This window comes from Arcticibacter svalbardensis MN12-7 (assembly GCF_000403135.1).
Classification (GTDB): domain Bacteria; phylum Bacteroidota; class Bacteroidia; order Sphingobacteriales; family Sphingobacteriaceae; genus Arcticibacter; species Arcticibacter svalbardensis.
The window spans coordinates 1-26,627 of sequence record NZ_AQPN01000060.1; the positions used below are offsets into that span (position 1 = coordinate 1).

Genomic DNA, 26,627 nt, shown 5'->3' on the forward strand with positions numbered 1-26,627 from the left:
GTATAGGACTCGAACATCCCATCCCGAATTATGATTACCTATGTAGGGTCTGCTGAAAAAGTAAAATTATTTTGATAATCAGATAGTTATTCTGATTTTAGGGATAGAGATAGTGCAAGGAAAGATAAAAAAACGGTAAAAAGGCCTTCATCAGCCCCTGGTTTTGTAAGCTCAGGCCTGCTCTTTTTTCAATATTGTGACAGTCGTAAACATGTGCATCCAAAAAAGATGTTACAGGACTTCCATGGCGTCTTACAGACTGATGGGTACCAGGCCTACGCGAAGGCATTAGATGGAAACAAGGGGTTAAGCGGCTCTTTTGCATGAGTCATATTCGAAAGAAATTCGATGAATCGGCTGATAATGATATGGTCAGGGCAAAACATGCCGTGGATGAAATCGCTGCCAAGTATGCTATTGAAAAACAGATCAAAGAAGCTTTTTCTGCATCATTTTGTGGATTACTTAAGTTTACTTTTACTCAAAAAGTTAACATTTTTTAGTAAAGCTGTTGACAATACCACCTACCCAAGAATTCAACCATTCAAATGAGTAAGCTTCGTTTACCGTACTCAAATCAATAGTTGTATTGCCTCCATTGAAGTCTATTTTAAACTCCAGTTTGAGCAAAAACTAGATTAAAAAAAACTAAGCTTGGTGTGCTAAACAAAAATATTTCCTAAATATTTTATTTTAAAGGAATAACCATATTCCACGATTTTGTTGCATTTTGAAAACCTCCTGGCCCATCCATTGTTGCAAAAAATATGTGCGTTGGTATACCATCCTCTACCAAAACAAATGGCCGTTCTAATTGACCTTGAACTATAGTTTTACCATTATTCCATTTAACTAATTTACTGTATGCTTTAGGGTTTTTATCGACTTTCCAATGTATACCATCTTTTGAATGTGCTAATAAGCCATCGCCAGCTGCTCCTGTAATTTTCCCTCTTTGGTCTTTCGCTAACATGTGGTAACCATTTTTATCTTTCCATAAACAAGCATCTTCAATTTCGCCAAACTTATCAACAGAAAATAAGGGCTCATTTCCAATTACTGTATATGGCCCTTTGTAAGATGGTGCGGTTGCTACACTTACGCTCATATCGCTATAGGTAATCCCATCATCCTTGTAGTTTCTACCTTTAAAAATCATCACTACCGAACCATCATCTTTAATTAATGGAGATGGGTTTGAAGTTAAAAAACTATAGAATGTATTTGGCTTCACATCTAAAATAGGTTGATCCATACGTTCCCAAGGGCCATAAAGACTCTTAGAAGTAGCAACGCCTATTCTTTTCCCCCATCTTCCAGCTATACACCATTTACTATCTAATGTTAATTGGTTAGCATTTTCTTTAGTAATATCTTCAAATGGATTTGTTGAACCCATATAGTACAATATATAAGTGTCTTTGTATTTTACAATTTTGGGATTATGGCAAGATCTCCCGTCCCAAAATTGAGCACCTCTTGCACCTAAAGCCAAATCATTAAATTTGTAAGGCCCTTCAGGTTTTTCGGCAATGGCATGTACAACTTCTGAGGCCACCATCCAACCCGGATGAAAAGGAATATAATTTGGCCACCTGGAAGCAAACATGTGGTATTTGCCATCATCGCCTTTTATTACAGCGCTTCCCCAAACCCAATAACCATCCATTTTAAAGCCACCGTTTATAGGCGCATCTTTTAAATTACTGATTATATTATTTTGCGAAAAACTAGAGGTGGTTAATCCCAAAAATAAAATAAATAAAAGTAGATTTTTCATACCTTTTAACCTTTACTATTTAAAAATAATTGGGTACATCGTATCGGCAATAAATTTATTACCTGTTGCATTCATGTGCACTCTATCTCTTGTTAAAACCCCTTTCTCAACGTCAGCCGTATTATTTTTTATTTCATACTCCACCATTGCTTTACGCAAGTCTACTAAATCGCATTCATATTTTAAAGCTAAATCTCTTACAATTTGACTATATTGGTTTAAACCTCCATCTTGAGGATTAACAAAATTTTTCTTTTCTCCAATTATGGAAGGCGTACACAAAATTACCCGTATGCCCTTACTTTTTAATATTTCGATCATTGACGAATAGAAGGAAATATAACGGCCCTCGTCCGTACCTGTGCCAAATTCAGCCTTATGCCAAACATCGTTTATACCAATATATATAACCACTACATCAGGTGCCTTATCTAAAATATCTTGTTTTAAACGAAAAAATAGATCGTACACTTTATTACCCGGAACACCTGCGCCAAAAAGTTCAAACTGATCCGTTTTTCTCTCATCTTTTAAACGTTTTTGCATTAAAGTAATAAAACCATCAGCATCAGGACCGTGGGAGGTAATAGAATCGCCAAAGAAAAACACTTTTTTTGGCTGTACTAATGCCATGCTAGAGAGCAATAGAACAGTACTAAACATTATTAATAATCTTGAATATTTAATCATATATTTCGTTTTTATAGAAGACCTTGTGTTAAAAGTGCGAAGTAAATAATACTTGGCTATAATTAATTAAATTTATTTCGTTTAACAAAAAACGAAAATCCAACTTAAACAAATAAATTTATTTGGCAACATAGCGATATTAATATTCATTGTTGTCCGATAAAAATAAATTGACTAACCGAAGCTAACCAGTTTTATTGTACTTTTAAGTTACCATACAAAAAAGTAGGCTTAAAGGTACAACTTTCTCCAGACAGTGACAGCCGGTATTCGCACGACTTACAGCAATGATAGATCGCCAGTCTGGTCAAAGAATATGATGCCCAATCAACCAGTAAAGAAAACTATACCAGCACTGTTAATTTCGCTGATCTATTTTTACAATCTTAAGGTAATTTAAAGCCTAAGGAGTAGTTCACCAATTTGAGTTAGGTTTTTCGTCTAACTCAAATTCTATTTTTGCCCCATCCATTAATTGCTGATAAGTGAAATAAGCTTTATGATAGGGCTTTCCATTCAGTTTTAGCGATTGAATATATTTTCCCTTTGCGCTATTGCCGTTCGTTTTAATTTCTACCTTTTTACCGTTTTCTAAAGTAATTACGGCATTTGTAAATAAAGGACTACTAATCATATATTCATTAGAAACAGGATTAACAGGATAGAAACCTAAGGAAGCAAAAACATACCAAGCGCTCATTTGCCCTGCATCATCATTACCACTTAATCCACCAATGCCATTGGTATATTCTTCTTCTAAAATTTGACGCACCACTTTTTGAGTTTTCCAGGCAGCATCGGTATAATTATACATAAACGGAATTTGATGCCCAGGTTCGTTGCCATGCCAGTATTCATTTTTATCAAACAAACTATCTAACTGCTTTTCTAAACCTTTAGCACCGCCAAACTGATTGGCTAAGCCTTTAACATCCTGCGGAACATAAAAAAGGTATTGTCTAGGGGTTCCTTCGGTTATAAAAGGCAGCTTTTTATCTGGATTAAATCCTTTAGAAAAAGTTCCATCAGCGTAACGTCCATTTACCGATTGCACATTTTTGTCAAATACATGCTGATAGTTTTTAGCTCTTCCGAAAAGAAGTTTGGCATCATCTGCTTTGCCTAATTTTTCGGCAACTTTAGCTACCCCATAATCATCAAAAGCATATTCTAAAGTTCTTGAAACCTGTTCATTGGTATGAAAAGCATCCAAAACATGGTTTTCTAAGGGGATATAACCGTATTTAATATAGTCTGTTAATGCCCTCCTGCCCTTTCCATCTTTATAAGCTGCTGAGTCTGGCGTTTCAAAAGCATTTTTACGCATTAAAAGGTAAGCTTCATTCTCATCAAAACCCTTAATATGCTTTACTATGGTAGATGCTAAAAATGCTGAGCCATGGTCGCCAATCATTGCACCTGTATAGTTATTCCAACATGGAAAAATAGGCAACCAACCACCTTGTTGTCCTTTTAAAACTATAGAATTAGCAAAAGCCCCCAATTTTCTTGGTTGTAAAATCTGGAACAAAGGCAATTGCGCCCTGTAAGTATCCCACATAGAAAAATCATCATAATAATCTGATTCTTTTATAATGGCATTTTCATACTGATGCGCATATTTAGGATATGTTCCATCTGCATCATTAAATAAACGAGGAACCTGCATACTATGATAAAATGCAGTATAAAATACATCCTTATATTTTTCAATTGGTGTTTCTACCTTTATTTGCCCTAAAGCTTTATTCCAAATTTCAGCAGCTTGTTGCCTTACCTTATCAAAATCCCAGTGCTTAATTTCTCCGTCTAAATTTTTCCGGGCATTTGCAATACTACTAAAAGAACTGCCAATTTTAATGGTGAGCTGCTCTCCTTTTTTCAAATCGAATTTTAAAAAAGCGCCTAAATCTTTTTTATCGCTAATGTTTTGATCATGAAGAATTTGATTACCGTAATAAACTCCAGAATTTTTAGACTTTTTCTCAAATTGAATAACAAAATAACCACTAAATCCAGCGGGATTTCCCGAACCTTGATAGATGCGATAAGCTGGATTATATCCTGTTACTTCACCTTTTTCATTATCGATATGAACAAAACCTTTGTCTTTATCGCTGTTAGGGCTAATTAACAAGTAAAAATCTTTATTATTTCCTGCAGTAAATCGCATCATCCCACTTCGGGCTAAAGCAGTGATTTCTGTAGTAATTTGATAATCATCCAAAAGAACTTTATAATAATTTGGAGAAGATTGCTCGTTCTGATGTTGATAACTAGAAGCGTAATCTACTGCCGAAGTTTTTAAATCTCCTGAGATTGGCATAATGCTTAAACTCCCATAATCTTGCGTACAAGAACCACTTAGCCAATGTGTTGCCCTAAAACCATTTATTTTTGGATCTTTATAATAATAAGGCGCCACACATTTTTTTTCGGTTAAACGGGTTTGGGGCGTAAACTGTGTCATGCCAAAAGGCACACCTACCGCCGGGATAACGTTCGCCAAAGCTTCTGTATAAGAACCTGTACTGTGTTTAATAGCCGAAACCGTAGTGCTGTTAGCCGTTCCGGTTAAGGGGTTTACATACTTTATAATATCATCGTTTTGTGCATAGGCCCGCACCAAAGAAAGACAAAAAACAAGTGCAATAATAGGGTATTTAATCATGATAAAATTATTTGGACGTTTTGCGGGCTATACATTCATACGCCTTCAGACCTTAGGCTCAAAAGCCGGTATCAATTTCTATTCCTAGCGCAAATAGTACTTCAACTAAAATATATGCTCGGCTTTAAAATCTATGAGATTTTTTTTAGAAGACGGTATAATTAATCCAATCCAAAAAGCAAAAAATCATTATTTAATGACGGAATGGCAAACATCCAGAACTCTTGTTTCTGTCTTTTAATTAAAGCTCCCTTGATGGTCTGTACATCTCCATTCTTATTTTTAGCCTTTAGCGCTCCATTACATTTATCCTTTAAAATAAATAAATTGGTGGCTTGCGCTGCATAAATACTCCATTCTCCATTTTCATGCGCTAGTGTAGCTGTAGTAGTATCTTCTTTTGCTTCTAAGCCAAACTCCTTATTAAAAAACAATTTTCCCTTAGCTAAAAACAAGTATTCCAACTGCTTTTCTTTTGTAGATGCCACTGCATAAGAACCCTTAAAAGCATAGTTTTTATATATATTATTTTGTTGGGCCAAAGCATCAGAAAAAATAAATTGCGCTGCTTGATTTTTATTAACCACCTGTACACCAACAAAATTTAAGTTTGGTGTACCTGGTTTAAATTCGTTTACTGATTCAATGTTAGATTCTTTATTTTCAGCGGGCTCGTAAATTGCAACAAAAGGTTTTGTCCATGCTTCTCCTTTTTGTCTGATAACTAAAGTTGGCACTGCGGCATCAGCAACATCCTTAGGTAAAATAGCCGCTACCGAATGTGCTTTGGGCGATAAAACTTTAAAGATTTCTCTTCCCTCATTGCCAAGCATCCACATATTCATGTTGATTTCCCTTTTTTTAGGAAGCTTTAAATCGAAACGAGCAGTAAAAGATGTGCTATAAATTGCTTTTGTTTTCTCTGTAAAATAATCGTAGCCCTTAATATCGCCGCTTTTTGTTGAAAGCTCTTCTGTTTTTGCAAAAGTTAACGGCTTTTTATCTTCACCAAAAACTTGAACCTCTTGTCCTAAATTATGGTATAAATATTCGTTCTTAATATCTTTTCCGTTTTCCTTTTTCGCTCTAAAAATATCTAAATAATATCCTGTTGAGTTTCCAGTTCTGATAGTACTCAATAACCTGTTTTGATTAGATTCCGTTTCAGGTTCCGTAAACGAAACATTACTATAGGTGATATTCTTAAAAAAATTATCTTTTTGTGCAATGGCAGGATAAAAACTATTGAGTTTAAAGGGATATTTACCACGCATAGATCCATAAGAAGATTGACCATCAACAATTACCGTATTATGTGCCGCAAATTGAGCATAAAATTCGCGGTGGTTGGCTTGCCAATAGCTATCCCCTTTACCCATATCCGGAGCTAAAGGATAACCTTTCCCATACAACTCCATAGAAATTCCATTGGCATGTGAATGGTTCCCTAGAGAACCTGTTGTAGAAATCATCATTCCGTGTAAAGGGTCAAAACCATTTCTTTGTACAAACCAACTTACATTTGGTGCATAAAAGGTAGGAGTTGCATAATCTTGAAGTTTAGTTGTTTTTGCAGGTAAAAGCTTATCGACATAAAAAAATAGTTCAAATAAATCTCCCTCATCAGGTTTTTGAACATTCGATTCTTCAAAAAAGGTAAACAACTGGGTGTACTTTTGCTCTAATGCAGTGTTTCCCTTTGCTCTATACCAAGAAATAAGGTATTGTAAACTTTCTGTAGGCAGGTGTTTGTATGCGCCATCGCCAAAAGAAACAGGTATTTTACTTGGATATAAATATTGGGTTGTTGCATCAACTGCATCAGCCAAAGCCGCTACCATATTATCTAAACAATTAGGCATGACATGGTTGGCTATTAATGCAATTTTTAAAAAATCCTTAGATACATTTACCGAATAACCTGGTGATTCGTTCCAAATATGCGTTTTAGCATCAAAATTTTGTAAAGATTCTGTTAAAGGGGCTTGTCTTCTATTGGTTTGATTAAATATGGCATCTAAATAAAAACTGGCTCCTTTACCGTCTTTATAATTTTTGTTATCCTCTAATCCTAAAGCTAAATAAGTCAAAAATCGGGCTTCAAAAATATTCCAGTTATTATCTACTACACCATGGTCTAGTAAGTTATTAGCCCATTTTTTAAATACCGGAACAACAAACTGTTTATCGTAATTAGGGTGCTTTTTTTGAAGATATGGATACAGGAAATCGTAACATAAAGCTGTTGAAATAATATCTCCTTGATGGATTACTTCAAAAGAGGTTAAACCAGAAATCTCGTTATCATCTAATGCTTTTGGCAAATTACGGTAGTATAAACCGGTGATATAGGTTACAAAAATATCTTCGGCAAACTTTGCATATCTTTCTTCTCCTGTTAACCAATATAAAAAGGCTGCATCTTGTGCAAATTCTAAAATACTTTGATTAATTTTCTCTATTGCCAAACCAGACTCTGATGGTTGAATCCAAACACCTTTACCATCTTTCATCATATATACTTTGCCATCTTTAGGGTCGGCAAAGGGAATAAGATCATCAATTTTTGGTGCTTTATAAGGTGTCGACCAATCTCTTGAACCACTAAACCTAACTGTTGGTACAGGTGCTTCACCTTCGGCTTTTATAAAAGAAGTTCCTTTAATGGTGACATCTGTATGATGGCTGTTCCAATACATTTGCAAACGAGAAAACATATAACTGCTATCCTGCTCAACCTTCAAAACATAGGGATCCAGTTTTGATTTTAATTTATCTACTAATTTTTGTGCCCATGGAGCACTCTTAAGTTTTTCTTTAAGCTCGGTTTGCCCATTTGATGTAGTGAGCATTCGTGGATGCGCAGAAGGTATAGATTGAGGAATATTGATGATTTGAGCGTGGCTGTTAAGGCTTATCATCAAACCAAACCCTATACTTAAAATTATAAAGTACCTTTTTATATTTTTTTCATTTAAAAATAAATAAGAAATTATTAATAGAACAGGTTTTAACACCGAAATAAATTTAATTGTAATTAATCCATAACCTGTTATATCAGATTATGGATGAAAAAAATTTATAGCTTAGGAATACTATTTAGAAATAATTTTAACATCTTTTCTTACCTGTTTTTCCCATGCATTTAATTTTTTTTAATTAATTGATTTACTAATTCAGACTGAGCTTTGCTTACATTAGTGCTTTCCTTTAAATCGGTGTTTAGAATATAAAGTTCTGTATTAATGCTTCTTTAGTTTAAGTTTTTGATAAACTTCACGCTCAACTTCTGATAATACTTCTATTACCATACACATAAAACACATCTCTAACAGGTATTTTAGTTGTTTAAGCAGATTATCTTTTATACTAATACCATCTAAATTTTTGCCGCTAGGTTTTTGTCTAATAAAATCTAAGAAAGTTGGCAATATATCCATGGTAAGAACTATTTCTTGGCTAATTGTACCAGCCTTAATCATTTTTTTTAAAAAAAAAGAGGCTGAGCTCTATGTCTATCAGCCGCTTTTATCTTATTTATTTTACCCGCTAAGGTTTAAATTGAGTTTTTATTTTTTGCTTAGCTATGGGTTAATTACAATAGTAAATTCCTTAAGCTTATCTTTTCTGCCTTCTGCTGATGCATTTACTGAGGCTATAGTACATTTGTATGTACCAGGCGTTGTATAAACATACTGGAAGGATGTTGGCATATATCCTGTAGTTAAGTTTTTAATTGTTTCAACACCAGTTGCATCTCCTACAGCGGTTTTTAAGTTAATTGCTTTGGATATTACCCAATCGTTATCATCAGGGTTACCTGCAGCTAAACCTAAGTGTGTTAATGTGGTTGAGTTAATTACCCATCTGGCAGAATCGCCCTTAAATTCTACATTGGCAAAAGCACCATCTGTAAATGAGGATGCATTGGTGTAAACCTCACCATCTGATTGCTTGGTTCTGAATTGAAATCCTCCTATTGTCCACGTTTTTTGCGTTACCGTAGCATTGTTTTGTCCTAAATATTTGTATGCTATGAAAATGGGTTTATCCGCCGCTTGATAAGGGGCTAAATTAATAATACCAGATGACACCAATGTTGTTCCAGTGCCTAATGTAACCTTGTCAGTGATATCTACCCAAGTGGCTTTTTTAACATTTGTAGTATCATAAACACTGTTAAAATCGTTGGAAACCAAAACATTTATATTATTTGTACTTGTACCCGTAGCGGCAACGCTACTGGTGAATTGGAATTCTGCACTACCATTTACCTCATTCTCGAAAACTGTTCGTTTGGTATATTCTTTGCCAAGCTCTCCGGAGAAGAAATAAACATAATCTGCATTGCCAGAAAATTTAAAATTTACGGTATCACCAACATTAAATGTTGATGACTCTAAGCTTGCTTCAAAAGTAGGTGTGTCTACTTCCAACTTACTACAAGCAGAAATTATTAAAGTTAATGCCAAAGCTGTATATATTATTCTTTTCATGTTCTTAAATTTATTTAAAAGCCTTTATTTTGTTTTGCTAGTCTATTATTTGCAATCTCACTATTGGGAATCGGCAAATAAACCCACTTATCACTAACATTTAATCCAGCCTCCATAATTATTACCCTTAAACTTGAAGATGTAGCTGCAGGTGGTATTATTTGAGTGTTGTTATAAAACCTTTCAATACTTCCATTTAATGCTAAATCCGAAATCTCCTTAACTTTAGGAACCAATATATTCCATCTTATCAAATCTTTTCTTCTGAAACCTTCATAACACAGTTCTTTCATTCTTTCTTGCATTATGGTTTCCATAAATGCACCAGTCGATATTTCTTCTGGTTTTAATAAACCAGTTGTTATAGTGGCAGTTGCAGTTGCAGCAGTACCTATATAGGTAAAAACTGCTCCTGTTGAAGCTGCTGAAGATGCTCCTGTTGTATTTGTTGGTGGTATATTTGTGGTTGTACCCGCAGTTGTTACCTTGTATAATAATCCGTTATTTGGATTAACAATATTTGTGTTAATTACTAAAGCTGTATTAGCCACCCATGGGGTACCTAAATATATTGTGCTAGGCAATGAAGCATATTCGCCAGGATTACTCATGATTAAAGAAGTGATCTTTCCTGCTGAAATGGTTGTACCAATAGTTGCTAATGTTGTACTACTACCTCCAATGGTTGCAATTGCTGTGGGTGCAATGGTATAACCGCTGCCTGTATTTGCTAAAGTAAGTTCGATACCGTTTTTAATTGGGCTGGTTAAGGATCCATAAGCTCTTGCCCTAAGCTGATTTATTGCAGCTATACTTTCGGAAGAAACCTGTCCAGTAGCTTTAAAATCGGCCTCTGCAAACATCAATAAAACATCAGCATACCTTAATATTGGCCAGTTTTGAGAAGAACCATTGGCTTGAGGATTAATCTCATCTGCTCTTAGCCATTTACCTGGCCACCTGGCCCACCATACATTCCAGGTAAACGGATTTATAATAGGTGGTGTACTAGTTGTTGATCCTGAAGGCGCTGCATATGTAAAATTCGCTACATTTCTATCTCTTCTCTTATCAGGCGACATATCTGTTAAGCTAATTGCATTATAATAAGAAGGATAGACCCTGTACAATTTTGCTGTGGGAGCGACAGAGCATAATGTTTTTCCAATTAAAGTATTTGCATTAATTTGTGGAGCAATCATATCGTTTGCATTTAAAGCTTCTCTTAGAACAGGGTTACTATTATCAACTGCAAATTCAGCCTCCCACATACTTTCTTTATAGGCTGGGTCGTAGGTTCCCGCAGATTGTTCTCTAAAAACCTGTGCATAATCAGGGTTTAATTTATGAATGCCAGATTTAATCACTTTTTCTGCCCAAACCTTTGCCTCAGCATATCGTTTTGTATCATTTACAGGGTTTCCAGCAGCATATAGACACACTCTAGCCAAAATACCTTGAACAATTGTATTTGTTACTCTACCATTTTGGTAAGGCACAATGGTAGAAGGGGTTTGCTTGCTCAATAAACCTTCTGCCTCTGTCATTTCTGCAATAACAAAATCATATACCTCTTTACTTGGCGTAAATGCGATATCGGTATCGTTAGGTGACTTCACAGAAGCAATTCTTAAAGGAACGTCTCCCCACCAGGAAGTGGCCATGAATAAATAATAAGCTCTAAGAAATTTTGTCTCACCTAAGAAAATATTCTTTCGCTCGGTGGTTAAATTTGGTACGTTATCAATGTTCTCTAAGATCGTATTAGCTCTATTTATTCCAATATATAAACTGCTCCATAAACCGGTAATTTGAGAGTCATTTGGTAATCCCTTATAGTTATTTGCACTGATGGAAGTTACACCGGTTCTTCGGTAAGATTCATCTGTACCTTGAGCTACCCAAGTTTGATAAGTAGCCTGATAAAAGTTACCTCCATTCATGGCGTCATAAACGGAGTTAAGCATATTATTCAGCTCGCTCTCATTTGTAAAATAAGTTTCTAAAGTAATTTTTGTAGGTGTAGTATCTAATATTTCCTTACAAGAACTCACACTTAAAATCCCAGTCAAAAGTGCGAAGACTATGATATTTTTTTTCATTTTTATCTATTTTATAATGAAACGTTTAAACCAAAAGTAATTGTGAGGGCTCTCGGATAGGCAGAGAAGTCATATCCTGCCGTAAGTCCATTACCTTTTGTTGAATTTTCTGGATCGGTAGAAGAATAGTTTGTTAAGGTTAAAAGGTTTTGTGCCGAAGAATAAATTCTAGCCGATCTTAGCTTAATTTTTCTAGCGAAGTTTATAGGCAAAGTATAACCTAACTGAACTGTTTTTAACCTTATGAAAGAAGCATCTTCAATAAATCTTGTTGAATAAACTCTTGTTCCTACTGCATTTGCCCTGTAAATAGTGTTACTTCTATTTTCTGGAGTCCATCTGTTTGCATAAGTTGCAAATTGATTGGTATTAAATCCAACAGAAGTACCACCTTCTAGGTATAAACGGTTTGCATTATAGGTTTCGTTACCATAAGACCATTGCATAAAAATATTCAAATCAAATTGTTTGTAAGTAAAGTTATTGTTCATCCCTCCAATATGAATTGGAAAAGGATTACCAATAACAGTTTGATCATTTTCATCAATTAAACCATCACCATTAGTATCTCTATATTTAGGGTCGCCCGGCTGTACTGTAGTGATTGTCTGTCCTCCGTTGGTATTAACAGGTATGTTGGGTTTTAGAACATAAGCTCCACTTGGTTGGATATTGAAATCTTCTATCTGGTAATTTCCATCATAAATGTAGCCATACATTGCTGTAATGGACTTACCTATTTGTGATATGTAACCATTTACTCCATTCATTGCATTTCCGGATCCACTTACAGCTCTCACCAAAAAATCAGAACCATTGCTTAAAGCTTCAATTCTATTTTTATTAAATGAGGTATTAAAGTTTGTTGTCCATGTAAAGTTCTTATTTCTGATGTTAGTGATGTTTAAAGTAAATTCAATACCTTGATTACTGGTTTCACCAATATTATCTATTATATTGGCAGGGCTCCCAACGCTTGGAGATAAAGCACTATTTAAAAGTAAATCATAGGTATTTTTCTTATAATAATCAATCTCTAACAAGAATTTATCTTTCAAAAAACCAAGCTCTAGTCCTAAATCTAATTGTTTTGTACTCTCCCATTTCACTTTCTCATTTCCTAACACGTTAATGAAATAGGCCAAATTTGCATCAGAAACCAATCCTCCAAAAGTGTAATATTGGGGCCCAACGCTGCTTGATTGTGTAATGGTAGATACATAAGCAAAATCATTTACCCTATTGTTTCCTACCACCCCATAACTTGCTCTTAACTTACCACTAGAAACTACTTTCTGTTTTTTCATAAAGGCCTCTTCTGTAAATCTCCATGCAGCAGAACCTGCTGGGAAGAAACCGTAACGGTTGTTAGGAGCAAATTTTGAGGATCCATCAGCTCTTATTGTAGCTCCGAAGATATAGCGCCCACCAAACATCTGGTAACTTGCTCTCGTAGCAAATGATTGAAGCCTGTAAGTAGAGTTGGATGAATTGGTGGATGAATAAGAGTTTAAAACCGCCCCAATGGCTGCTATGCCCAGATAATCATTTTGAATATGAGTAGTGTTGAAACCATAGTTTTGCGCTTTATTGCTTTGATAACTATAAACACCGGTTAACGTTAACCTATGGTTTTTACTAAATTGCTTATCGTAGGTTAAAACATTGTCAATAGAATAATCTTTTCTATCTGAAAAAGAAACTCCACCGGTAACCCCATTATCGCCAGATCCTTGTCTAGTTAAACTATTATATAAATTTTCATTTCTTCCATTAGCGATATTTGCTCCTCCAGTAACCCTAAATTTTAAAGCATTTGTAAACTGATATTCTGCATAAATATTTCCAGTAAAAGTATTGTCAAATGACGCTCTATACTCGTTTGTGAAAGATGTTGTAGGATTTACCAAGGTACGAGTAAGCGAACCTGGATCTAGAGCATCCTCATCATAAAAATCATTATAGATGTCATTTAAATCAAAAGATGCACCGCTAATCGGTCTGTAGGCCCAAATCTGGTACATCAAATTAAACTCAACGTTATTTCCTGTACCATTGTTATTTTGGTCTCTTGGTTTTTGACCAAAGGTTTGCGAGCCGGCATAATTAATATTTGTTCCTATTTTTAACTTTTTACCTACTGATTGATCTAAGGTAGCTCTACCCTGATAACGTTTGAATCCACTATTAATAATGACACCATTTTGATTAGTGACCGAAGTAGAAACAGAGTAACGAGTATCTTTTGAGCCACCTGTTAAAGAAATATAGTGATTTTGAAAAGGTGCAGGTTCAAATACTTTGGTCTGAAAATCCGCTCCTTCAGTGCCCCTATAAGATTCTAAAGTTTTCCCATCTTTAAAATAAGATGAGGCCGCTCTTGTTGGATCAACCTCTGTTTGAAGTTTAACAAACTCGTAAGGATTAAGCAAATCAACAGTTCTAATAATCTTATTTACACCATAATAACCGTTGTAACTTAATACCGCATCGCCCACCTTTCCTCGTTTTGTAGTAATAACTATTACTCCATTGGCCCCTCTCGAACCGTAAATAGAAGTTGCAGAAGCATCTTTCAAAACATCAATGGTTTCTATCTCAGCAGGGTTAATAGCATTGTTATTTGGATCTTCTATAGGGAATCCATCAATTACATATAAGGGCGAGTTGCTATTATTGATAGAGTTATTTCCTCTAATTACAATGTCGAGCGCTTCTCCTGGCTGGCCATCTCCTGCTATTACTTGCACACCGGCAACCCTACCAGCTAGTGCTTCCTCAAAAGATGTTACAGGGGCTTTTTGCAAATCCTTAACACTTACAGTACTTACAGAACCTGCCATATCCATTTTCTTAGTAGTGCCGTAACCAGTTTGAATAATTACCTCATTTAAACTGACAGCATCTTCTTCTAAAGTTACGTTCACGGAAAGTTTACCGCCTACCGTCACTTCTTGGCTCAAAAAGCCAACAAAAGAAAATTGAAGAATTGATTTACTGTCAGCATTTATGCTGTATTTACCCCCCACAGTAGTAGTGGTGGCGGTTTTTGTGTTTTTCACTTTTACATTTACCCCGACTATTCCTTCTCCAGTGTTATCCACAACTATGCCTGTTATCCTTTTAACCTGAGCAACTGATTGCTGAAAACTAACAATCAATAAAAATGCAAGGAAATAAAAGAATGTTTTGCGTGATTTAAATTCACCCAAAGTTTTCTTTACTGCAATATTAATATCTATAATCATGATTATTTCGCTATTTAATTACTTTAACAATTATATTAAAGACACCATTAGACCTTACTGTATTACTCGTACTTATTGCTCCAAAAGTTGAATTATTTGGCCCCATTGCCGCATAACCTGTTGTTGAATTATCAAAAAGGACAGCCGTACCATTGATGCTACTTAAGGTATAAGAACCAGCAGGATAAGAAGTAGAGTAGATAATCCCTTCAAAAATATGCTTACTCAACAAGCTTGATAATATTTCTACACTTGCAGCAGAAACCGCATCCACAGTGGCAAATCCTTCATCTTTAAATGCCTGATTGTTTGGTGCAAAAATGGTATAACTATCGGCAGAAGACAATAATCCAGCAAAATTAACCGATGAGGTACTTGCCTTTGTAATGGCTGCGACTAAAAATGTTAAATTTTGATCTGATTGAATAGTTTGCAATAAATTATTGGCACTTGGTATAGGGAAAATAGTGCTAATTCCATGAATTACACCATTAGATGCCATAGTATTGGCTGTCGCCTTTGCCAAAGCACTGCTATTGATTACAGTATTTGAGCCAGCACTGGCATTGGCAACATTAGCTATTGTTCTGCTATAACTAACAATTAATCTTTGTTGACTTAAATTTATGGAATTATGCGGTATTTGATATGCCAAATATCCACCATTCTCTATAATATGAGGACCAACCAATTCGGAGGCTACAACATCTGGCGCTATAGTATTGATTAAAGTGGAATTAAGGTATTTTCCGGAAAGGAAAGCCGCAAAAGATGTATTTAATGGTGCGAATACCGTGAATTTTTTGTTCGAAGAGAGCTCTTGTAAATAATTCCGGCTACCAGTACTAGCTCTTTTAATTGCAGCTAAAAATAAAGAATAATTAGGGCTGGAAGTTAAAACAGAGATAATATCAGCACCCTTAGGAGTAAGTATTCGATTAATAACTTGTAAATTTCCGTTGGTTGCTGAAACATCAGCACCTAATATATCAGCTCCATTTACAAAGCTAACAGTGCTTTTATTTGAATTTGGAAGAATGATCTCCTTTTTATCAAAATAAAGCTCGGCTCCATTCAAAGCCTTTAAGGTTTGACCACCAGCTAATGATTCTACATCAACTTTACCTTCGATAATGTGGTATTTTAAAATATTAGCAATGGTTGCAGAATCTGCAAGATTTATAGCTCTATAATCTGCAAAACCTGCATCAATAAAAGCCTGATCGATTGGCGCCAGCAGTGTATAATTGTCGCTACCGTCGAGCATTTGTCTAAATCCAGCCTTATCAATGGCTGCTTCTAAAATACTGAAATTAGAATTATCTTCTTTGGCAATTCTATAAATACTTACAGCGCTAGGCGTTTCATATTTATCTTTTTTGCATCCTACAAATATGGATGTAAAAAGAGTAAATACCATTAGCCGTGTAATTAATTTGAAATTAAACATACTAGTTAGGTATAATTGAGAAATAAATTAAATATTGATGAGTAGATCTGTACTCATCCTATAAGTTAAATGATTTGTAGGTAGAAGAATTTTACCTATAGGGTTTAAAATAGATTTCCATTCTCTTGAGTAAAAGAATGGACGTCATCACATTGGATGAAAGTAATTTTCTTTTCATACACTAAAATTAAATTTGGTTACAATTAGTTTTCTAAATCGGATTAGTAAAATAATGTATTTTTTTTATCATTTCAAAATTTAAATTAAAATATATTTTTGAAGCTGTTATACACAAAAAAGCAAAGAAGTTAAATTAATAATCTATTAACCTCATATAAAGAGAAAATATTTTTCTCGATGCCCGATATTACCTTACATAATAAGAAATTCATAGGCCTTTAATTTAATATAGGCTTCCAATTAAATTTAGAATTAATTACACTTGATAACCTTTAATAAAAAACATCCATTAAACAACGATGAGTAATGGAATGGCCGCTTCAAATACTTTAAAACCAAACATTGTTTATTGCCGGCCTCATGCTAAATTGATTTATTAAATGCCAAAAATAAAAAACTTACTATCTCTGATATCGCATCACTCTGTGAGGTTTCTAAGACTACAGTTTCATTTATTTTAAACTATAAAGCAGAGGAAAAGAGAATTAGTGCAGATGTTATAAAAAAAGCACCAGGTTATATTGCAGAAACATCATATCAACCAAACCAACTCGCATCCAGTTTCAGAATGGGGATCACCAAAATAATTGGATTGATTGTAGAAAACATCTCAGATAGGCTTGAGACAAATGGCTCCATTAGTAGTGGAGTATAGAGATATGAAAGTTTTCGAGATCTAATTTAAATATTACCGAAAAGCGCTTCTTACTATTTATAATGCCAACTTGTTATATCATTTGGTATCTCCAAAAATAGATGCTAAATATTGTGAGTTATGTACATGATGGTTTTGAATTGGAATAAAAAATCCTCCATTTTGATTAAAACAGAGGATTTTTTTGTTATGAACAACTGATATTCTTAAGGTAGTTTAAAATGATAACTTCAAAGCGCTAATGTTTCCCAATCTGTAAAACTAAACCATCTTTACTATAAACTGGTTTAGTCTTTTCGCCATTTAAAATCACTTGAGAAACTTTTGGAATTTTCAGGGTTACATTCATAATAGGTTGTCCCTGCAGGATAACTTCTTGCGTACCTTTATCCGCTTTAGTGTACATAAATACTTTAGAAAGTGAACTTAATACACTTGTGCCGTTTTTTCTTAAATAACTCCCATTGCTTACAAAATATGATTTCACATTATTTAAAGAAGGTGCTTTATCAGAAGAAGGATAGGTTAATGCCATCATGTAAGCATCAGTCTCCCATCCATTAATGGTATTATGGCTATTTCGGTGCATTAATCTGCCATCAGCAATGAGATTAAAATATACTTCTGTAGTTTGATCGTTTTGGGTAATTTTTACTCCTATATAATCACTACCCGTTAATCTTTCTATTTGAGGTAAATTTTCGCGAGCTTCTTTTGCCGTTGCCATACCCGATAGGGAGGGTCCCTCTTTGGGCTTGTTGTTTTCATTTAATAAAATGATGGCGTTTATAAACTTAGTTTGTTTATACTTTTCTGCCGGAGTTATGGCATAATAAGGCGCTTTTACATCTGGTTCGTGATCTTTAAGACCAATCCTTTCCTCCAATTTCATTTTGTCAGGAAAATCATGTGGATAACCATTTGGCAAGGTTTCAGGAAATAATGGACGTACAATTAAGTTTGCTTTACCTTCAGTAATATCTATATCTATTCCTTTTTTCTCGGCTTTATCTGCATAGTGCAACAACCATTCAAATTTTCCATAATCATATGCTTTTACATCATCTACTACTAAAATCACATTCCCTATCCACAAAAAATTACGATAGTTTCTTAGAAAATATTGAGAAGTCGGCCCTGTGGCATCTGAAAAAAGATATTTAAAATCACTTCCGTTGATTAAATTATATAAATGACCTACATTTTTAACAGCATAATACTGATCTTGTGGATTTTGAGCCTCACCATCAAATAGCATCACATTATGTGCTTTACTGGTTACGTAATAACTACTATACTCTGGTCTGCTGTAACTCGTATTTCCTCCATCAATCAATAAATTTTCGCCATTATGGTACAAAATAAATGAACCAGCATCAGCATGAGCATGGTTCCAGGTGAAACCGCTTTTTACGGCTAACATGGTTGCGTCTTTGGCCCAAGATGAGCGCATAGTAGCCCATCCCATATCACTATACAATGCAGCAGTAGGTAAACCAGGACTACTTGGTACAGGTTTAAAATTTGGCTGACCAATAAGGCTCAAGGCATCTATTTTACCTTTGTTGTTTCCCTTTAAATTTTTAGCTTCTGCCAAATACCAACGATAACTTTCTTTATCAAAACCTAATGATATCATCATTTCAACCGAGCGGGCACCAGTACTATGAGGACTGCTATCACCAAAAGTAACAGACAATAAATCATTTGAATTAGGATAACAATTTTGAATAAACCAATCCATTGTTTTAACTAAAACATCATCATAAGGCATTTTAATGTTTCCATATTTGTTAGTATAAGCAACACGGAAAGATAGATATTCGGAAACACCATAGCTGGCGTAACCTATGCTTTCATAAAAGCCGCCATCTTTATCAAAAGTACTCGGCTTGTTTTCTAAAACGCTACCCGTAAAGCTAAACCATTCACTACTAACTTGCATTACATCATCAGCCCATTTTTTAGCTTCAGGAACTTCATTCAATACCGCTAATGAGGCAGTACCTGCTTGGTACATTATTGCCGACCACCAATTATGTCCCATCGAGTTTAGCGAATGAATACGGGTAGGTTCGTAAAGCCAATCACCTAATGAAGGGTTAATTCCCAATTTCACTATTCGATCTGCCATATATTTACGCTCTGAAGCGCTGAGCATATCGTATATAGCATCGTAGGTGGGAGAAACTTCTTCTAATGTATGAGAGGTTTTTAGCGCTGCATTCCATCGTGGTGTACGGTCATCTAAACCGTCCCAAGCTTCCATTTTCAGAATAGGGATTAATAACGCTTTAGCCCTTTCAGCATACTTTTTATCCCCTGTCATTCTATAAGTTAAGGCCAATTCTCTTAAATCGCCACCCTTATTTTTTTCAACAGATTGGTCTGCTCTTGTTTTTAGTGCTAGCCAAGAGTCATTCATTTCCTTTTCTACACTTAATTTAGATTTCAAGCTTTTTACATTCTTATCGCTAAAAAATAAATAGGGGTGTTTAGTTTCCTGTGCGAAAAGTGGAACTATTAATATGCAGATGAGTGTTGTTAAAAGAAGTTTTTTTGCAGAAAAATAAAGATCATTGTTTATCATGATTTCTGATTTGATGTGATTGTAATGTTATTTAATTTGTACCTATGGTTTCCAAGTTAATGTATTAAATGATTTAGGTTTTAAAACAGCATTCATCATTTTTCCGTTAACTTCCACATTTATTGTTTGTGTATCGTTCTCTAAATTAGCTAGTATTAAAACAATGCTCCCATCTGGATTTTGAAATGCCAAATGGTCCTTCCCACCATTGGTTGCTAACAAATGTGCATCAGGCACCACGAAATGTGAAAGATGTTTCATTAAATAAAATTCAGGATTGTAAACCACATTTTTAGTTTCTTTATTGATAGAAATGAGCATATTTTGCGGCCAACCCCAACTGCTTTTACCGGCATGGTCTAAAACCATATTCCAATACAGATAAGAATTTGCACCATTATTAAAGTAATGTTTGATTAAAGACCAAGTGTACTCGGCTGATTTCCAATTATTTTCTCCCTCTCCACATTCAGATTCCGTTTGCATTAATTTCACATTTGGATATTCTTTATGAATGGTTCCTATGGCCTTTTTGCCACCCCATTGAAAGCCCACACCATCAATATATTTAGAAATCGTAGTATCCTTTAAAAAATAACGCACATAATCTGGATTACCATAATTAACAGTGCCTAACCATATTTCGCTTTTTACATCATCTTCCTTAAACTTAGGTGCCAGATATTTTTTAATAAAATAAGCCAAATCTTCAGGTCGCCAAGTGCAACTTGGCCATTGTGGCGCATACGCAATTTCATTTTGTACCTGGATTGAAGAAATATTAACACCTTCTTTTTGATAAGCCTTAACATATTTTGAAAAGTATAATGCATAAGCCTCTAGATAGGAATGCTGCATTTTAAATGCTGTTGCGTTATTTGCAATGTTTTTACTATCACCCATTTCATTACCCCTTTCTTTACCTCCTTTAACCGCCCCCGAAGTTAAAGTGTAATGGTTATTTACCTTCATCCAAGCCGGTGGACTCCAAGGTGAGCCCCATAAAGTAAGATTTGGTTTTACGCTTAATGCCGATTTTATATAAGGAATTAAAATATACCTATCTCTATCGATATTAAAATTACGCATGGTGAAATCTTCAAAAACATCGTTATAAGAATACCAACTCAACGCATAATCACTTGCAGCAATAGGCGTACGGCAGATATTGAAATTAGCCTCTTCTTTTGAAAACAAATTATGGATAATTGAATTCCTTATTTCAGGCGACAAAGCTGAAAGTGCCTCCCACCCTAACTCGTTAAAACATCCTCCAAATCCATCAATTTTTTGCAGTTGTTTGTTTGGGTAAATGATAATTTGAGATTGATCTTCATTCTTGGCAGTAAACTTTAAGTCTTTTTCGGCTTTCCACTTGTCAGTTTCGTTAGAACTGATTAATTTAATTGTTTGAGCTTTAGTGATCAAAGAAAAGGCTAAAAATAGCAATGAAACAAAATATTTCTTCATTAATAATTAAATTTAGTTAGCATTAAAATTCTAAATTGGTTATAAAATTTGGTTGGTGTTATTAATTTATTCAAAAATAAAAAAAGTAAATCGGTTTAGTGACATCAATTCCAAATTAATTATAATTTGGTTCCTTCAACTTTCGGCTTAGGTCCCATCGTATAAACAAGAGTCCCTCCTTCCGTAATTTCATGGTGGGATATATACAACCGATCAAGTAAACTACCATTTAAGGTCACCTTTTGCACATATACATTTTTATCACTCTGATTTTTAGCTTCTACTTTAAATATTTTACCATTTTCAAGCTGTATAGATGCAGAGTAAACAGCAGGACTTCCTAGCCAATACTGATCGGAAGCTGGTGCCACTGGATAAAAACCTAATGAACTAAATATATACCAGGCACTCATTTGTCCGCAGTCATCATTTCCACCTAATCCATCCGGACCGGTATGATATTGTTTTTTCAAGATCATCCTTACTTTTTCCTGAGTCTTCCAGGGCTGCCCTGTCCGGTTATATAAATAGGCCACATGGTGCGAAGGTTCATTACCATGCACATAGTTTCCAATAATCCCTTCTCTGGTAATATCCTCTGTTTCTGCAAAAAACTCATCAGGCAAATGCATACTGAACAAGGAATCAAGATGTACCGCAAACTTCTTTTTACCGCCCATCATTTCAATCATCTTATCCGGATCCTGTGGTACATACAAGCTATAATTCCAGGTATTCCCTTCAATAAAGCCCTGTCCATCGGTTTTCAAAACATCAAATTCCTTCCTGAAAGTCCCGTCAGTCATTCTAGGCCGCATGTAACCAATAGATGGATCGTATACGTTTTTCCAGTTTTCTGCCCGCTTAATAAATTCATTATACAGGTCTGTGCGTTTTAACTTATTTGCTACCTGCGCAATACACCAATCATCATAGGCATATTCCAATGTGGAGGAAACTGAGGTACCATTTTTATCCTGAGGAATATATCCCATGTCAATATAATAACCTATGCCTTCATAACTCCTGGTCCTCGCTGTAGTTACACAAGCTTCAAGCGCTTTTGCAGCATCTCCCTTAAAGGTTCCTTTTATAATGGCATCAGCAATAACGGATACACTATGATAACCACTCATGCACCAATTATCATTGGCATAGTGAGACCATATTGGTAACATTTTCTGAGCACTCTGATCATAATGAGCCAACATAGATTGCACCATATCTGCATTTCGGGATGGGTTTACAATGTTCAGATAAGGATGAAATGCCCGGTAAGTGTCCCATAAAGAAAAAGAAGTATAATTAACAAAGCCCTCTGCTTGATGCACATTCTGATCCAAACCCTTATACTCGCCGTTCACATCCATATAAACCGTAGGCATAATGGCAGCATGGTACATGGCGGTATAAAAGTTGATCATTTCTTCGGTTCCAGCGGCTTTAATTTTAATTTTGCTAAGCTCCTTTTCCCATTGCTGCTGTCCTTCTTCTTTCACCTTGTTGAAATCCCAATGTGGTATTTCCGCCTGCATATTTTCCAAGGCATTTTTTGTACTTACCGGCGACAAGGCAAACTTGATCTTAATCTTTTCCTTATCTGTTGTATTGAAATTAAAATACATCCGCAATTGCTTTCCTGCTATTTCAGGAAAGTTTTTACTCTGATCAAATTTTCTCCAAAAGCCCTTATAAACCTGTCCCTTGGAATAATCCTTGGTACCATATTCCTTAAACGGCTTCGAGAAAGACATCGCAAAATAGACTGTGCGGTTTTTTGCCCAACCGTTTGTCTGCCTATAACCCGTAACCAGCGAATCATTTTCAACCCGCACATGGGTCCACACTACTTTATCTTCATAATTATAGATCCCTGCCATCAAGTCCAGAATAATATGCGCCTCGTCTGATGCTGGAAAAGTATACTGATGAAAACCGGTACGTGTAGAGGTAGTCAGCTCTGCTAGGATTTGCTGGTCATCGAGTTTAACTTTATAATAATTTGCTTCGGCTACTTCATTTTTATGAGAGAAAGCAGATCGGTAACCATTTTCAGGATGGTCCGCAGTTCCTGGATTCAACTGCAACTTCCCTGCCGAAGGCATGATCAGAAAATCGCCTAAGTCTGAATGTCCCGTACCGCTGAAGTGCGTATGACTGAACCCTACAATGGTGGGATCGTCATATTGATAACCGGCACAATAACGGTACACATCCTTATTGTACTTGCCATCCTTTTCATAAGGAATAGTATCTGTATCCGGACTAAGCTGTACTGCCCCAAACGGTACAGTTGCACCCGGAAAGGTATGTCCCATCTTCTGTGTTCCAATAATGGGTTTCACATACTGAATCAATGATTGGTTTTGCTTACCTTGACCATAAGTATAAAGGCTTGAAAACAGAACGAACGCCGTTAGAAGTTTCTTCATTATATAAAATCACTTTTTAATATAAAATCATCAATTCGCAATCACCCGATTCACAGGCTTCCTTTCTGGAATTTCAATACTATTTGCCTCTTGAAAACATCAACCTGATTTTGAGTTTCAGTACTAATAATTCACTTAAAACATCAACCTACATTGGCGTTGCAGTATTATTTATCTGTAGAAAAGGAATACGGATAATCTTTTTTATCAGATCCCCTTTGCGTATTAGCTGTAGGGGTCATATTAAAATCAAGCACTGCACCTTTTAATAGTTCACTATGGCTTACCCAGTTTTTGCTATAAGGTTTTCCATTCCAGCTTAAAGATTTGACATATTTATTCTCTGCACTGTTCGCACCTGCATTGATAATCACTTTCTTTCCATTTTCCAGATTAAGAGTCACCTTTTTAAATAAAGGAGCGCCTAATACATACTGATCTACAGCAGGTGTAACCGGATAGAACCCCATCGCTGAGAATACATACCAGGCTGAAGTCTGTCCGTTATCCTCATCTCCACAATAACCATCAGGAGTTGCACGATACATTCTGTTCATCGTTTCACGTGCCCAGTACTGTGTCTTGTATGGGGCACCAGCATAGTTGTACAAATAAATCATATGCTGAATGGGCTGATTTCCATGTGCATACTGACCCATATTAGCAATTTGCATCTCTCTGATCTCATGAATTACACCTCCATAGGCACTCTCATCAAAAACAGGTGGCATTGAAAATACGGAATCCAGTTTAGTAACAAACTTCTGATCTCCTCCCATTAATGTTACAAGTCCATTCATATCATGAAAAACAGACCATGAATAATGCCAGCTGTTTCCCTCTGTAAAGGCTCCACCCCATTTAAAAGGACTAAAAGGAGATTGAAAGCTTCCGTCTTTATTCTTACCACGCATTAAACCACTTGAAGGGTCAAACAGGTTGCGGTAATTCTGACTTCGTTTGGCATAAATAGCAATCTCTGATTCCGGTTTATGAAGCGCTTTACCCAGTTGATAGATAGCAAAATCATCATAAGCATACTCTAGTGTTCTGGCTGCATTTTCATTAATATCCACATCATAAGGAATATAACCCAGCTCATTATAAAACTTCACGCCTTTACGGCCTACTGCTGATATAGGGCCTTCGTTATTCGCTCCGTGAGTAAGCGCCTTATATAGGGTGTTGATATCGTATCCTCGTAGTCCTTTAATATATGCATCTGATACCACTGAAGCTGAATTATTACCAACCATGATATCTGCATATCCCGGACTGGACCATTCAGGCAACCATCCTCCTTCTTTGTAATCATTTAATAAACCTTCCTGCATTTCCTTGTTTATTGAAGGATAAACCAGGTTTAAGAACGGATAGAGTGCTCTGAACGTATCCCAGAAGCCTGTACCAGCAAACATATACCCAGGCAATGTTTTACCATTGTAGGGGCTGTAATGAACGATTTTATTATTTGCATCATGCTCATACATCTTATGAGGAAAAAATAAAGTACGGTACATACAAGAATAAAAGGTACGCACCTGATCGACTGATCCACCTTCTACTGAAATGGCATTCAGCCGCTTGTTCCACAATGCTTTCGCTTTCTGAGCAGTAACATCAAAACTGTCGCCACCTAATTCGCGCTTCAGGTTCAACTCTGCCTGTTCAAAACTGATAAAGGAAGAGGCAATCTTCATGTTCACCTTCTCCCCTTTTGTTGTTTTGAAACCAATAACTGCCCCTGCATGGTTTGCTGTTAACTCTAATCCTTCTACAATTGATTTATCACTCCATACTTTTGAATCTGCAAAAGCTTTGTCTATATAGATCACAAAGTAATTCCTAAAATTAGGAAGAGGACCACGACTGTAACGGGTAGAATAACCGATAATCTTGCGTTCAGCAGGAATAACTTTTACATAAGAACCTTTATCGAAGGCATCAATAACAATATAGGAGCTGTCGCCCTTAGGAAAGGTAAAACGAAACTGTGCCGCCCTTTCAGTTGGCGTCAGCTCTGTAGTTACATTGGCATCAGCCAGGTAAACACTATAATAATAAGGTTTGGATACTTCTGCTTTATGAGAAAACCAACTAGCACGTTCATCTTGTTCAAACACCATTTTACCTGTTACCGGCATAACGGAGAACTGTCCGTAATCATTCATCCATGGTGATGGCTGATGCGTTTGTTTGAAACCGCGAATCTTATCTGCTGTATAGGTATAAGCCCAACCATCTCCCATTTTCCCTGTTTGCGGGGTCCAAAAGTTCATACCCCATGGTACTGCAATTGCAGGATACGTATTTCCATTGGATAAATCCGGTTTGGAATCCGTTCCCATAAGGGGATTGACGTACTCTACAGGGTCAGTTACCTGATTAACAGTCTGGCCCAATACGACAAAAGAGCTGATGGTAAGGGCGATGGTGAAAAACATTTTAGGCTTCATAGTTAATTTAGCTTATTCTCAAATGGTTTATACTAGCAAAGAGGTAATTATTCATCATATTCTTCTTAATAACAAATTTAATAATTAAAACGATTTAGCAAAATATTAGTTTTATTATTATAACTTAATAATGTAGCGGATGTAAACGGTGATTATATGTCAACAGATATGACAATTAAAAATGCTCCTGACAAAACACACTATTCCTCCTTTTCATTATGGGTTAAATAAGACAGCAGATTACGAACACTTTATGAGTCGCCCCGACTATTATATTATTGAAGGAGGAGCACTTGAATTTACTATGGATAGTAAACCAAACAAAAAGTGGGCCGTTACATTAGCATCAAAATCTCCGGACTTTGCAATGAAATAATTCACTCTTGGGATGGAATAAACGTAAGACT

The 26,627-nt window shown here is 35.6% G+C and carries 17 protein-coding genes; 4 read left to right on the plus strand and 13 right to left on the minus strand.

Going from position 1 to position 26,627, the window contains the following annotated elements; genetic code table 11:
- The first annotated feature begins 177 nt into the window (after positions 1-177).
- Together ADIARSV_RS22800 and ADIARSV_RS07165 are read left to right on the plus strand one after the other, a co-directional pair.
- Positions 178-327, plus strand: a complete 150-nt coding sequence (locus ADIARSV_RS22800; protein ID WP_083936536.1) for an IS66 family transposase — start codon at positions 178-180, stop codon at positions 325-327.
- Entirely contained in the window at positions 324-503 is a 180-nt protein-coding gene (locus ADIARSV_RS07165; protein WP_016194780.1) for a hypothetical protein, read from the plus strand. Before ADIARSV_RS22800 ends, ADIARSV_RS07165 begins: the two co-directional genes overlap by 4 nt.
- A 185-nt stretch (positions 504-688) precedes the next feature.
- Here the strand turns inward: ADIARSV_RS07165 and ADIARSV_RS07170 are convergent, their stop codons facing one another.
- The 9 genes from ADIARSV_RS07170 to ADIARSV_RS07210 form a co-directional block, all read right to left on the minus strand.
- Positions 689-1,780, minus strand: coding sequence for a glycoside hydrolase family protein (locus tag ADIARSV_RS07170; RefSeq protein WP_016194782.1), 1,092 nt, complete (start codon positions 1,778-1,780; stop codon positions 689-691).
- A gap of 15 nt (positions 1,781-1,795) precedes the next feature.
- The gene (locus ADIARSV_RS07175; RefSeq protein ID WP_040299398.1) at positions 1,796-2,470 is read right to left on the minus strand and encodes an SGNH/GDSL hydrolase family protein; all 675 of its coding nucleotides are present in this window, start codon (positions 2,468-2,470) and stop codon (positions 1,796-1,798) included.
- Positions 2,471-2,885: 415 nt separating this feature from the next.
- Positions 2,886-5,141, minus strand: coding sequence for a GH92 family glycosyl hydrolase (locus ADIARSV_RS07180; RefSeq protein WP_016194784.1), 2,256 nt, complete (start codon positions 5,139-5,141; stop codon positions 2,886-2,888).
- 161 nt (positions 5,142-5,302) lie between these two features.
- Complete coding sequence (locus tag ADIARSV_RS07185; protein ID WP_016194785.1) at positions 5,303-8,158, minus strand: heparinase II/III domain-containing protein; 2,856 nt, start codon at positions 8,156-8,158, stop codon at positions 5,303-5,305.
- A 225-nt stretch (positions 8,159-8,383) separates the two neighbouring features.
- Complete coding sequence (locus ADIARSV_RS07190; RefSeq protein WP_016194786.1) at positions 8,384-8,623, minus strand: hypothetical protein; 240 nt, start codon at positions 8,621-8,623, stop codon at positions 8,384-8,386.
- Positions 8,624-8,725: 102 nt separating this feature from the next.
- Entirely contained in the window at positions 8,726-9,637 is a 912-nt protein-coding gene (locus tag ADIARSV_RS07195) for a DUF5017 domain-containing protein (protein ID WP_040299400.1), read from the minus strand.
- Positions 9,638-9,651: 14 nt separating this feature from the next.
- The gene (locus tag ADIARSV_RS07200; protein WP_016194788.1) at positions 9,652-11,739 is read right to left on the minus strand and encodes a RagB/SusD family nutrient uptake outer membrane protein; all 2,088 of its coding nucleotides are present in this window, start codon (positions 11,737-11,739) and stop codon (positions 9,652-9,654) included.
- Positions 11,740-11,750: 11 nt separating this feature from the next.
- The gene (locus ADIARSV_RS07205; protein ID WP_016194789.1) at positions 11,751-14,987 is read right to left on the minus strand and encodes a SusC/RagA family TonB-linked outer membrane protein; all 3,237 of its coding nucleotides are present in this window, start codon (positions 14,985-14,987) and stop codon (positions 11,751-11,753) included.
- 10 nt (positions 14,988-14,997) lie between these two features.
- Positions 14,998-16,407: a fasciclin domain-containing protein gene (locus ADIARSV_RS07210; protein WP_016194790.1), complete on the minus strand. Its 1,410-nt coding sequence runs from the start codon at positions 16,405-16,407 to the stop codon at positions 14,998-15,000.
- Between the two features lie 622 nt (positions 16,408-17,029).
- Between ADIARSV_RS07210 and ADIARSV_RS21020 the strand changes: the two genes are divergently transcribed.
- Entirely contained in the window at positions 17,030-17,272 is a 243-nt protein-coding gene (locus ADIARSV_RS21020; protein WP_262482226.1) for a LacI family DNA-binding transcriptional regulator, read from the plus strand.
- A gap of 238 nt (positions 17,273-17,510) precedes the next feature.
- On the opposite strand, the gene ADIARSV_RS07215 is transcribed toward ADIARSV_RS21020, so the two are convergent.
- The 4 genes from ADIARSV_RS07215 to ADIARSV_RS07230 form a co-directional block, all read right to left on the minus strand.
- Positions 17,511-19,727 carry a heparinase II/III domain-containing protein gene (locus ADIARSV_RS07215; protein ID WP_200864729.1) on the minus strand — a complete coding sequence of 739 codons (2,217 nt, stop codon included), beginning with the start codon at positions 19,725-19,727 and terminating at the stop codon, positions 17,511-17,513.
- Positions 19,728-19,904: 177 nt separating this feature from the next.
- Positions 19,905-21,332 (minus strand): glycoside hydrolase family 30 protein, encoded by a 1,428-nt coding sequence (locus ADIARSV_RS07220; protein WP_016194792.1) that lies wholly within the window; start codon positions 21,330-21,332, stop codon positions 19,905-19,907.
- Between the two features lie 119 nt (positions 21,333-21,451).
- On the minus strand, positions 21,452-23,764 hold the full coding sequence (locus ADIARSV_RS07225; RefSeq protein ID WP_016194793.1) for a GH92 family glycosyl hydrolase: 2,313 nt from the start codon (positions 23,762-23,764) through the stop codon (positions 21,452-21,454).
- Positions 23,765-23,931: 167 nt separating this feature from the next.
- Positions 23,932-26,220: a GH92 family glycosyl hydrolase gene (locus ADIARSV_RS07230; RefSeq protein ID WP_040299403.1), complete on the minus strand. Its 2,289-nt coding sequence runs from the start codon at positions 26,218-26,220 to the stop codon at positions 23,932-23,934.
- Between the two features lie 181 nt (positions 26,221-26,401).
- On the opposite strand from ADIARSV_RS07230, the gene ADIARSV_RS07235 reads away from it, so the two are divergent.
- Positions 26,402-26,596, plus strand: a complete 195-nt coding sequence (locus tag ADIARSV_RS07235; protein WP_040299405.1) for a hypothetical protein — start codon at positions 26,402-26,404, stop codon at positions 26,594-26,596.
- The last annotated feature ends 31 nt before the right edge of the window (positions 26,597-26,627 follow it).

Excerpts from the sequence above, each read along its gene's own strand:
- ADIARSV_RS07165 (WP_016194780.1), top strand. The coding sequence starts at position 324 with ATGAGTCATATTCGAAAGAAATTCGATGAATCGGCTGATAATGATATG.
- ADIARSV_RS07170 (WP_016194782.1), bottom strand. The coding sequence starts at position 1,780 with ATGAAAAATCTACTTTTATTTATTTTATTTTTGGGATTAACCACCTCT.
- ADIARSV_RS07175 (WP_040299398.1), bottom strand. The coding sequence starts at position 2,470 with ATGATTAAATATTCAAGATTATTAATAATGTTTAGTACTGTTCTATTG.
- ADIARSV_RS07180 (WP_016194784.1), bottom strand. The coding sequence starts at position 5,141 with ATGATTAAATACCCTATTATTGCACTTGTTTTTTGTCTTTCTTTGGTG.
- ADIARSV_RS07190 (WP_016194786.1), bottom strand. The coding sequence starts at position 8,623 with ATGATTAAGGCTGGTACAATTAGCCAAGAAATAGTTCTTACCATGGAT.
- ADIARSV_RS07195 (WP_040299400.1), bottom strand. The coding sequence starts at position 9,637 with ATGAAAAGAATAATATATACAGCTTTGGCATTAACTTTAATAATTTCT.
- ADIARSV_RS07200 (WP_016194788.1), bottom strand. The coding sequence starts at position 11,739 with ATGAAAAAAAATATCATAGTCTTCGCACTTTTGACTGGGATTTTAAGT.
- ADIARSV_RS07205 (WP_016194789.1), bottom strand. The coding sequence starts at position 14,987 with ATGATTATAGATATTAATATTGCAGTAAAGAAAACTTTGGGTGAATTT.
- ADIARSV_RS07210 (WP_016194790.1), bottom strand. The coding sequence starts at position 16,407 with ATGGTATTTACTCTTTTTACATCCATATTTGTAGGATGCAAAAAAGAT.
- ADIARSV_RS07220 (WP_016194792.1), bottom strand. The coding sequence starts at position 21,332 with ATGAAGAAATATTTTGTTTCATTGCTATTTTTAGCCTTTTCTTTGATC.
- ADIARSV_RS07225 (WP_016194793.1), bottom strand. The coding sequence starts at position 23,764 with ATGAAGAAACTTCTAACGGCGTTCGTTCTGTTTTCAAGCCTTTATACT.
- ADIARSV_RS07230 (WP_040299403.1), bottom strand. The coding sequence starts at position 26,220 with ATGAAGCCTAAAATGTTTTTCACCATCGCCCTTACCATCAGCTCTTTT.
- ADIARSV_RS07235 (WP_040299405.1), top strand. The coding sequence starts at position 26,402 with ATGCTCCTGACAAAACACACTATTCCTCCTTTTCATTATGGGTTAAAT.